We start from the raw sequence: 10,184 nt of genomic DNA, 5'->3' as shown, positions 1-10,184 counted from the left end.
TGCGTGGCATCAACGTGGTAGCCAACTTGAACTCGGTTATTGTTGTGGTTCAGGTGGCAATCATGGTGGTATTCATGGGGCTGCTGATTCATGGTGTTTATCAGGGGGAAGGTGCGGGCACATTGGTTAGCCCACGTCCGTTCTATTCTGAAAATGCCCATTTGGTGCCGATGATAACCGGGGCCACGATACTGTGCTTCTCATTCCTTGGTTTCGATGGCATCAGTTCGCTGTCTGAAGAAACCCCGAATGCGGGCAAAGTGATCCCGAAAGCGATTTTCTTGACCGCATTGATTGGCGGCGTGATCTTTATTGTGGTGTCTTATTTCCTGCAACTCTATTTCCCGGATATTTCACGTTTCACTGATCCTGATGCGTCACAACCTGAAATCATGTTGTTTGTTGCGGGTAAATTCTTCCAGTCAGTTATTCTGTGCTTCTCCTGTGTCACGGTTCTGGCATCAGGTATGGCCGCACACGCCGGTGTTTCGCGTTTACTGTATGTGATGGGGCGCGACGGGGTATTCCCGGAGAAAGTGTTTGGTTACGTGCATCCTAAATGGCGTACCCCGGCAATCAACGTGTTGTTGGTTGGTGGTGTCGCGTTGTCGGCTATCTCGTTTGATTTGGTGACAGCAACGGCATTGATTAACTTCGGCGCGCTGGTGGCCTTTACTTTCGTTAACCTGTCAGTGATTTCACAGTTCTATATCCGTGAGCGTTGTAACAAAACGTTCAAGGATCATTTCAGCTACCTGATTCTGCCTATGATTGGTGCAGGAACGGTTGGTGTGCTGTGGATGAACCTGGAAAGTAGCTCAATGACGCTGGGCTTGGTGTGGGGTGCAATTGGCCTGCTTTATATGGTCTGGAAAACCCGTGCATTCCGTCAGGCACTGCCACAGTTTAATGGTGAACTGGCACAGTAACGGTGTTGCTATGCCGTTTCAGATGGCCGACAAAGTCAACTGAAGGGGAATCGTGCCGTTGGGGTCGTAGTCGCGTAAGCCCCTAGGTGCGGTAAACCCTTCACTCACTGTGTGACCTCAACGGAGCCTGAAGATGGCTCCGTTTTTTATTGGCTATTTATTACTGGTCGGGTTAGCTCACCAGATCCCTGGCATAGTCAAACAGGGCTTTCAGCAGTGCCAACTTCTCTTTATCGTCTTCATACTGGTGATAAAACTGCTCAAGTTGCAGCACATAGTCCTGTACTTTTTCTGGATTAAGCGCTTCGCGACGATGTTCTAACCAGCGCTGTTGCTCACTGTCGGTCAAGGTATTGGGATAATTACGTGCGCGGAAGCGGAACAACAATGCTTCCAACCGTGGGTCTTGGAAGGTCAAATCGAGTGCAGGTAGGTTTTGTGGCTCAGTTTGTAAAATGATTTTCATGGTGGCGCGGTCGGCATCACTGAAAAAACCGTTATACAGTTGGGCATCCACATCATCAGATACGGTAAACGGTTCGGCTTCAGCAAATAGAGCGACCACTTTTTCGCGTATTTGCGGATTTTGCCGTAATAATTGCAAATTTTGTAGGCAACGTTGGCGATCAATACCCAAACGATCGGCATTTTCCAGTAGCAAGGTTTTTGCGGGGGCGAGTACTGGGCATTTATTGATATGCACCAGTTTCAATGGCACGGCGGCATCTTGGGCACTGAGTTTATCGCGGCGAGTGTAGAGCCGTTCACGCAATGTATCGCTGTCTAGCTCCAGCAGGGGCGACATGTCACCCGCCAGATCGCACATAATGACCGCATTTTTATTCTCAGGGTGCCATGCCAACGGCGCAACCCAACTGGTGTTACCCCGTGCGGCACCAAACATGCCAGATACATGGACCAGCGGTGTCATATCTGCAATATCAATCAATGCGTTTATTTTGTGTTTACTGCGGTGCTGATAGAGGTAATCAAACAGCCGCGGTTGTGCTTGCTTGACCAGCTTTGCCATGGCGATGGTGGCATACACATCGGACATCGCATCATGGGCGTGTAAATGCTCGACGCCATTGGCTTTGGTCAAGTGCTCCAATTTGAAGCTAGGTAAACCCTCTTCGTTTTCCGGCCAAATAATACCCTCGGGGCGCAGGGCGTAACAGGCGCGCATCACATCGAGCAAGTCCCAACGAGAATTCCCCCCTTGCCAGCTGTAGGCATAGGGGTCATAGAAATTGCGGTAGAAAATATTACGACTAACTTCATCATCAAAACGAATATTGTTGTAACCCAGAATACAGGTGCCGGGCACATTAAAAGCCTGATGAATTTGGCGCGCAAACTCGGCTTCATTCACCCCATTAGCTAAGGCATGTTGCGGGGTGATGCCGGTTATCATCACGGCTTCCGGCTGCGGCAGGTAGTCATCTGCAGGAGCGCAGTAAACCACCAAAGGTTCTTCAATGATATTGAAATCTAAATCGGTACGTACCCCGGCAAACTGCGCTGGCCTGTCTAACGCGGGGCGCTGACCGAAAGTCTCATAATCATGAATGTAGAAAGTTGGTTGCTTGTTTTTATCTGACATTATGCGGTTTAACCCTTAATTCTCATATACCCGTCATACTCCAAGCTGCATGTGCGTTGGCTGCCTTCCCGCAACTCGAATTATTTTGGGTATCGCTATTCTTTATGATGAGCCGCGACCCGTGGTAAGCCGCAGAGGCCCATGGCATTAGCACTAGAATATCATTTCAGGTGGGGGGAGACGTCAGGATTTATTTTGAAATAATTATGTTTCAGCTAAAGTGTGTCGATTTCACTAATATTTACCTGCCGTTTACTTAGCTATTCATACAATCCGCCTACTGAATATAATAAGTAGGACTCATAGTGAAAACACTTCTGTTAACCGGTGCCACAGGTTTTCTGGGCGGAGCTGTGCTCGAAAAGCTATTGTTGGAAAACTCAGATTTTAATTATTTATTATTAGTCCGGGCCAATACACCGGAACAGGGGCTCTCCCGTATTAGAGAGAATATGGCAAAGTTCTACCTCCCTAATGGGCTGCTGAATAAAATTGATGTTAGCCATGTTTTATTAGGAGATTTGGCTGAACCGGATAGTTTTATTAATGACTCGCGTATTGATGGGGTGACACATGTTATTAATTGTGCTGCCGTCGCGTCATTCGGTAATAATCCGTTAATCTGGAAAGTGAATGTCGATGGCACATTAGCCTTTGGCAAAAGAATGTCGCAGGTTGTTGGTTTACAACGATTCATCCATGTGGGAACGGCGATGTCTTGCACTCCTGATGCCGATACTGTGGTCAGCGAGCAGGTTTTATCGGCAGAGGATGACGCGCATTTGGTGGAATATACCAAATCTAAATCGGCAATTGAGCGCTTATTGGCGCAAGAATGCCCAGGGCTACCCTTGGTCTTTGCCCGACCATCGATTGTAGTCGGACATACCCGGCTGGGTTGCCAACCGTCTAGCAGCATATTTTGGGTATTTCGCATGGCATTAATGCTGCGCAAGTTCATGTGCTCTTTAGATGATTATATCGATGTTATTCCAGTCGATTATTGTGCCGATGCTTTAGTGTGCATTCTACTGCATCCAAACTTACCCGAAAATATCTATCATATTTCAGCTGGCGAGAAGGGCAGTGTCAGCTTTGCTGAGATTGATCAGGCGATGTCTTCTGCGGCGCGCCAGCAACCCATGGGGACGGATTATCGTCAGGTAGAATATGGTGCATTGGTCCAAATGCGTAACCAATTGAAAGGGATTTTCGGCCCCTGCAATGAGCGCTTAATGCTAAAAGCTATGCGCTTATACGGCGCTTTTGCCATGCTGAGCGTGCGCTTCAGCAATGAGCGTTTGCTCAACCTGGGGATGCCTCAGTCGCCACGTTTCACTGATTATATTGCCTGTTGTGTTGAGTCCAGCTTTGGCCTGTCTATTGTGCAACAAATGGCGGTTGACTTTAAATAAGCTTATTTCCCCGTCTGGTGATACCTGACGGGGGATATTTATCCCCGCAATTTATTTCTGCTACTTTTGGTAACGGTTAATCCGATGCCAGAGTGTCATAACTCAGCTAGACTTAACTTTTGGTATCTTATTGGAAATAGGTCTGTTGTGCGCCTGAATAAAAAAATATCGCCACTGGATAACCTGATTTACACCCATTACCGCATTACCCATGCTTTGCGTATTACGCTAGCTTTTATCCTAACGTTCCTGATTATCCGTTTATTGGCCGTCCCGGAAGGCACTTGGCCGCTGATCACATTAGTGGTGGTCATGGGGCCAATATCGTATTGGGGTAATGTGTTATCCAGAGCCATGCAGCGTATTGGTGGGACGGTTTTTGGTGCAATTTCCGGCCTGATAGCCCTTTATCTTGAGTCATATTCGCTCACACTGATGCTGGTTTGGTGTGGGGTCGTCATGTTCCTGTGTGGTTACCTGACTTTGGGGAAGCGCCCCTATATGGCTTTGCTGATTGGTATCACGCTGGCAGTGGTATGTGGGTCAGCTCCGGGGGATATGACCACAGCCCTGTGGCGCAGTGGTGATGTCATTTTTGGTTCATTATTGGCATTGGTTTTTACCAGTGTCTATCCACAACGTGCCTTCACCCATTGGCGCATGCAGATGAGTGATAATCTGCGCGCCATCAGCCAAATCTATGCAGCTTATTTATCACCCAATGTTATTGAGCGCCCACGGCTTGAGCCGAAATTAAAAAACGCGCTCAATCAATCAGTTAAAATGCGTACTTTTATTGCGCCTGCGAGTAAAGAATCCCATATTAATAAAGATGTTTTTGAGGCTATCCAGACATTAAGCCGCAATCTGATTTGCACGCTGGAATTGCTGGTGGATGCCTATTGGTCATCGCGGGAAAGTCATTTTATTATGCTCAATGCGAAAGGCCTGCGCAGTACTCAGTTGATGACGATTCGTACCCTAAATACATTAAGTGACAGTTTGCGCGATGGTTCCCCAGCCCGTGAGCGCGAAGTTGCCGGTGAGCTGGGTGAAATCTCTACTGAGTTGAAATCATTGATGTTGGCCGTAAAGCAAGAGCGGCAGATTGAAACACCGATTTATGGTTATGTTTGGCTGAGCATGGAGTTAACCAAACAGCTTGAGGAATTGGATGAACTGATTAATATGACCTTACGCAGGTGATCTATCGGGTCTTAAGGCAGATGAAATTTCTGTCTGGTGGGTAAAGCAGGTAAGATAACTCAATGAATCTTGTCACCAGGTGCGGCAAAGCGGTATGGTGCAGCTAGCCTGGTTACCAGCAATTGAATTTGTGTAAAACTTAAGTGAAGGTATGAAAATGGATAATGCAAGTAAACCAACTTTCCAGGACGTTTTGGAGTTTGTGCGTATGTTCCGTCGCAAAAACAAGTTGCAGCGCGAAATCGTTGATAACGAAAAGAAAATCCGTGATAACCAAAAACGCGTTCTGTTGCTCGATAACCTGAGTGAATACATTAAGCCCGGGATGAGCATCGAAGAGGTTCAGGCCATTATCGCTAACATGCGTGGTGACTATGAAGATCGTGTAGATGATTACATCATCAAAAACGCTGATCTGTCTAAAGAACGCCGTGAGTTGTCGAAAAAACTGAAAGCGATGGGCGAAGTTAAGTAATATTCACCCGACATAGGGTCGCGTTTCCCAGCTGTTGACAAAGCCAAATGAAGGGGAAGCGTGCCGTTGGGGTCGTAGCGACGTAAGTCGCCGGAGTGCCCCTAGGTGCGGTAACCCCTTCGTTCACTGAGCTTATCAATAGGTTTGCTTCTAATAGAAAGGCTGGCATCAAGTGCCAGCCTTTTCTTTTTCTATCAATGTATTATTTTCTATCAATGTATTATTTTCTATCAATACACTAACTTGAGGGTTTATTCTGCCGCAAGAAACGAAATGCTGGAATTTTCGCACCTTTGACAAAGATAAACGCCAGCAGTAACGAACCCCACAATGCCATGGTGATATAACTACTCACGCCCATGATATTCAGCCCGCTCTCCAGCATTTGTAGCAGGAACAGTGCTAGCACAATGCCGACAATCTTACCAAACCCGCCATCAGGATTAACCCCGCCTAACACCGTCGCCAGGATAGTGATAAGTAACAGTGATTCGCCATAGGAGGCTTTGGCCGAGTTGAGCTTGGACATCATCAACAAGGCCGCGACGGCACACAGTAACGATGAAATCACGTACACCCAAATCAACGTGCGGCGAGTATTAATTCCGGAGAAGAAAGTGGCTTTCTCATTGGAACCGGACAGGTATATCTGGCGGCCAAGCGGGGTCTTGGCCAAAATAAGCCAAATAACCAACGCCACCGCAGCAAACAGATAAAGTGGTACCGGAACCCCGAGAAAATAGCTGCGATCCAATGCCAGTACATAGTTAGGGAAATTGGAAATCGCCGATCCTTTGGAGATAAGTACATTCACGCCTTTGAGCAAGGTCATGATGCCCAGTGTCGCCAAAATCGGTGAGACGCGGACAACTGAAATCAGCACTCCATTGATAAGCCCCACCACCAAAGCAATCGAAGCTCCCGCAAACAACATCAATATCATGGAACTGAATGTGGGCTCAAGATGGGTACACACCCAGGCCATCACTAGCGCACTGGCATTGGCGGTAGCAATGATTGATAGGTTGATACCGCCGGTCAGCATGGTAATTGCCATGGCCAGTGTTAATACTCCTGCGACAGGAATTTGTGAGGCAATGGATTGGAAATTGGCCGCAGACCAGAATACCTGCGGGATAAGCACACTGAACACGACGCCAACCAGCACCAGAAGTGCCACCAGCCAGCGCTCGGTATGATCACGTTGAGTAGTTTTCGACATGGTTATATCCCTACCTTATGACGTTGGCCCCAGGCGGTCACACTGATACTGATAACAATGACCAGACCGATGACCACGGTATGCCAGTACGACGAAATACCCAGTAAATTCAAACCATTTTGCAATATCGCCAGCAAAATCACCCCTAGCAAAGTGCCAGTGAGGGTGCCGCGCCCGCCAACAATACTGGTGCCCCCCAGTACCACGGCTGCTAGCACAGTGAGTTCATACCCGAGCAATGAGTCGGGAGCGACCGTCAAAACGGTATAGGACTGCACCACACCGGCAATGCCGGATAAAAAGCCCATATAGCCATAAACAAACAGTTGCAGCTTGAGGATACTGAACCCCATGCGGGAAGCCGCTTCCTGATTGCCGCCCAGCGCATAAATTTGCCGGCCAATACTGGTGCGTGTCATCAGCAGAGCCGTGACAATAATAGTCGCCAGTAATGTCAATATGGGTAACGAAAGACCATAGTCATAGCCATCGGCGGCGGTGAAGGAGAACAGCATTGGCCCATGTTCGAACCATTCGGGATAGGAATACAGCCAAATCCCCCGGCTGAGATACAGCAACAACCCGTAGAATATATTCAGTGTGGAAATGGTAATAATGATGGACGGCACGCGCAGGCGATTAACTAACAGCGCATTAATTAACCCCAATAATAAGCCGATACCACCGGCTAATGCGAAAGCTACCGGGAAGTTGCCACCAAACTTCACAATTAATGTCACCATGACATATTGCGAGATAATGGTCATCGCCGGGAATGAAATATCAATACCGCCAGAAATCAACACGATAAATAAGCCACAGGCCAAGATGGTCAACATGGCATAGTTATTTATCAAGTCATAAATATTGGCGAGCGTCAGAAAATCGGGGCTGGTGAAAGCAAGATAAGTCGAAATAATCAATATGGTGAAAGCCAACATCACTTCATGGCGTTTCAGATGTTCTTTATTGAATAGACCTGTTTTAACAACATCAGATTTATTGAGTGCATGGGGGTTAGCCATTTACTACCTCCGCAATGGCTGCTTCGCTGCTGTTACCTGGCAAGAACTCCTGCACCAGCCGCCCTGACCGCATCACTAAAATACGGTGGCTATTAAAGTAAGCTTCATCAATCTCATCACACACCATTAATACCGCGATCCCCCGTGCTGCCAGCGCATTGATAATATTATAAATACCGGCTTTATTGGCGATATCCACCCCCACAGTAGGCGAGTCGAGAATCAATATTTGTGGGTCAGTTGCCAGCCATTTGGCGATGGCAATACGCTGTGCATTACCGCCAGATAAGGTATTGACCGGCAAATCGCTATTACCGATTTTGATAGACAGGTGCTTAACCATGTCTTCGACCAATGTATCGACTCGCTCTGCACGCATCAGGTGGAAAGTATTTTTTAGCCGATGTAAAACGGTGGCGCTGATATTGTCGCGAATTGATTGCTCCATAATCAGCCCGGTACTCATGCGATCTTCTGAGACATAACCCACGCCTGCGGCAATAGCATCGCGGTTGCTGGTAAAATACATCGGCTTATCATTGATACGAATGGTACCTGACTCTGGTGCAGTTAAACCAAATAGACTGAGGCACAATTCTGTGCGGCCAGAACCCAATAAGCCGACCAGTGAGACAATTTCACCCGGATGCAATGTCAGTGAGATATCGTGATATTCATTACCACGGGACAGTTCTTCCACTGCCAGCACTGGCGAAAGTGAAGCGCTATACGGTGGCAGCACCTGAAAATCAAACTTCATGCCGGTCATCAGCCAGGCCAGCCGTGCGTTATCAACTTCAGCGGCAGGGTAGGTTCCGACCCAATGACCATCTTTGAGCACGGTAATGCGGTCTGAAATTTCCAGCACTTCGCTCAACCGGTGGCTGACAAATACCACGCAGATATTGCGTGATTTCAGTTCATGCACCACCCGCAGCAAGCCGTTAACTTCCTGCCGGGTCAGAGATGCAGTCGGTTCATCCATCACAATTAGCCGGGCATCCTGCGCCAGCGCACGGCAGATAGCGACTAACTGTTTCTGGGCAATGGGGAGGTCTTCAACCAATTCGTCCAGATTAAGATGGGCATCAATACTCTTGATGACACGCTCGGCGGTTTCCCGCATCTGGCGTTTATTCACCCACAGATGATGGTGATAATGGTTCATGGCGATATTCTCAGCCACGGTCAAGTTGGGGAATAATGATAAATCTTGATAAATCACCTGAATCCCCAGCCGGACAGATTCTATGGGAGTCAGGGTTGAATAGGTTTTGCCATCAATAGTCATCGTGGCGTCGGTATCGGGTTGGTAAACACCGGAGATAATTTTGATCAGTGTGGATTTGCCGCAACCGTTTTGCCCTGCAAGGCAATGTACCTCTCCGGGTAACAGGGTCATAGCCACCTTATTTAGCGCTTTGACGCCATAAAAGGTTTTACTGATATTTTCCAGGGTAATAAATGGCTGCATAGATCCTACATCCTCTTGATCCAAGCGGGTATAAATATCAGAGCCGGACAGGGCATCCGGCTCTGCAATAATTCAGTGAATCAATACAGTGAATCCACGTTATCTTTGGTAACTCGCAACACATTGTGGAACTGAATCAGGTGCTTAGCTTGATCCACTTCCGCTTTACCTACTCCTGGGATCTCCATGCCGGTTTCGATTTTCTCGCCTTTCAGCACTTTATCCGCCACGGCAGTCAAGGCATAACCGGCAGAGCCTGGGTCATAAGTCACGCCCATGGCGATATCGCCACTTTTCACCAACGATGCGGCCTGAGAGGGGATCATCATGCCGAACACATGGACATTGTTTTTCGCCCGTTTTTCTTTCACTGCACGGCCTGCACCAATCGGGCCTTGTGAACCGAAAGCAACAATACCTTTCAAATCACTGTGTGCTTTCATCAAATCCAGTGTGGTACGGCGTGAGTCATCAATGCTCTCAGCAACAGGCATACGGCTGGTCACTTCAAACATTTCCGGGTAATGCTCTTTCTGGTATTTAACAAACAAATCGGCCCACAGGTTATGTTGTGGTACGGTCAGGCTACCCACATAAATCACATAGCCGCCTTTGCCGCCCATGGCTTTTGCCATTTCTTCCACGTTATCGGCAGCGAATTTGGCGTTATCAATGATTTCGATATCCCAGTTAGCGCTAGGCTGCCCTGGAGATTCGTTGGTTAATACCACGATGCCAGCATCGCGCGCTTTCTTGAATACCGGTTCCAGCACATCGGCATCGTTTGGCACGATACTGATGGCGCTGACTTTCTTGGCGATTAAATCTTCAATGA

The 10,184-nt window shown here is 47.8% G+C and carries 9 protein-coding genes; 4 read left to right on the top strand and 5 right to left on the bottom strand.

Annotation, left to right across the window (positions count from 1 at the left end):
• The coding region (locus ACNSO8_RS03970) for an APC family permease (protein WP_418393896.1) at nt 1–929 on the top strand (929 nt) is incomplete at its 5' end.
• Nucleotides 930–1,101: 172 nt separating this feature from the next.
• Here the strand turns inward: ACNSO8_RS03970 and sbcB are convergent.
• Nucleotides 1,102–2,532, bottom strand: a complete 1,431-nt coding sequence (gene sbcB, locus ACNSO8_RS03965; protein WP_418393895.1) for an exodeoxyribonuclease I — start codon at nt 2,530–2,532, stop codon at nt 1,102–1,104.
• A gap of 305 nt (nt 2,533–2,837) precedes the next feature.
• Between sbcB and ACNSO8_RS03960 the strand changes: the two genes are divergently transcribed.
• The 3 genes from ACNSO8_RS03960 to tmaR all read left to right on the top strand — a co-directional run bounded on the left by ACNSO8_RS03960 (nt 2,838) and on the right by tmaR (nt 5,628).
• The gene (locus ACNSO8_RS03960; protein WP_418393894.1) at nt 2,838–3,947 is read left to right on the top strand and encodes an SDR family oxidoreductase; all 1,110 of its coding nucleotides are present in this window, start codon (nt 2,838–2,840) and stop codon (nt 3,945–3,947) included.
• Between the two features lie 147 nt (nt 3,948–4,094).
• Nucleotides 4,095–5,153, top strand: coding sequence for an FUSC family protein (locus tag ACNSO8_RS03955; RefSeq protein ID WP_418393893.1), 1,059 nt, complete (start codon nt 4,095–4,097; stop codon nt 5,151–5,153).
• Nucleotides 5,154–5,310: 157 nt separating this feature from the next.
• A complete protein-coding gene (tmaR, locus tag ACNSO8_RS03950; protein ID WP_002217522.1) occupies nt 5,311–5,628 on the top strand; it encodes a PTS system regulator TmaR in 318 nt (105 codons plus the stop codon).
• Between the two features lie 238 nt (nt 5,629–5,866).
• Here tmaR and ACNSO8_RS03945 read toward each other — a convergent pair whose 3' ends face one another.
• The 4 genes from ACNSO8_RS03945 to ACNSO8_RS03930 form a co-directional block, all read right to left on the bottom strand.
• A complete protein-coding gene (locus tag ACNSO8_RS03945) occupies nt 5,867–6,850 on the bottom strand; it encodes an ABC transporter permease (protein ID WP_418393892.1) in 984 nt (327 codons plus the stop codon).
• Between the two features lie 2 nt (nt 6,851–6,852).
• Entirely contained in the window at nt 6,853–7,791 is a 939-nt protein-coding gene (locus tag ACNSO8_RS03940) for an ABC transporter permease (RefSeq protein WP_418393897.1), read from the bottom strand.
• A gap of 76 nt (nt 7,792–7,867) precedes the next feature.
• Nucleotides 7,868–9,349 carry a sugar ABC transporter ATP-binding protein gene (locus ACNSO8_RS03935; RefSeq protein WP_418393891.1) on the bottom strand — a complete coding sequence of 494 codons (1,482 nt, stop codon included), beginning with the start codon at nt 9,347–9,349 and terminating at the stop codon, nt 7,868–7,870.
• 80 nt (nt 9,350–9,429) lie between these two features.
• The coding region (locus ACNSO8_RS03930) for a substrate-binding domain-containing protein (protein WP_418393890.1) at nt 9,430–10,184 on the bottom strand (755 nt) is incomplete at its 5' end.

Source organism: Yersinia sp. LJYL362, assembly GCF_048323875.1.
The sequence above is the reverse complement of the archived record's forward strand: the minus strand, read 5'-3'. Positions and strand labels throughout refer to the sequence as shown.

Bases quoted from the DNA above. Each gene is read 5' to 3' on its own strand.
- sbcB (WP_418393895.1), bottom strand. From the start codon at position 2,532: ATGTCAGATAAAAACAAGCAACCAACTTTCTACATTCATGATTATGAG.
- tmaR (WP_002217522.1), top strand. From the start codon at position 5,311: ATGGATAATGCAAGTAAACCAACTTTCCAGGACGTTTTGGAGTTTGTG.
- ACNSO8_RS03945 (WP_418393892.1), bottom strand. From the start codon at position 6,850: ATGTCGAAAACTACTCAACGTGATCATACCGAGCGCTGGCTGGTGGCA.
- ACNSO8_RS03940 (WP_418393897.1), bottom strand. From the start codon at position 7,791: ATGTTGGCTTTCACCATATTGATTATTTCGACTTATCTTGCTTTCACC.
- ACNSO8_RS03935 (WP_418393891.1), bottom strand. From the start codon at position 9,349: ATGCAGCCATTTATTACCCTGGAAAATATCAGTAAAACCTTTTATGGC.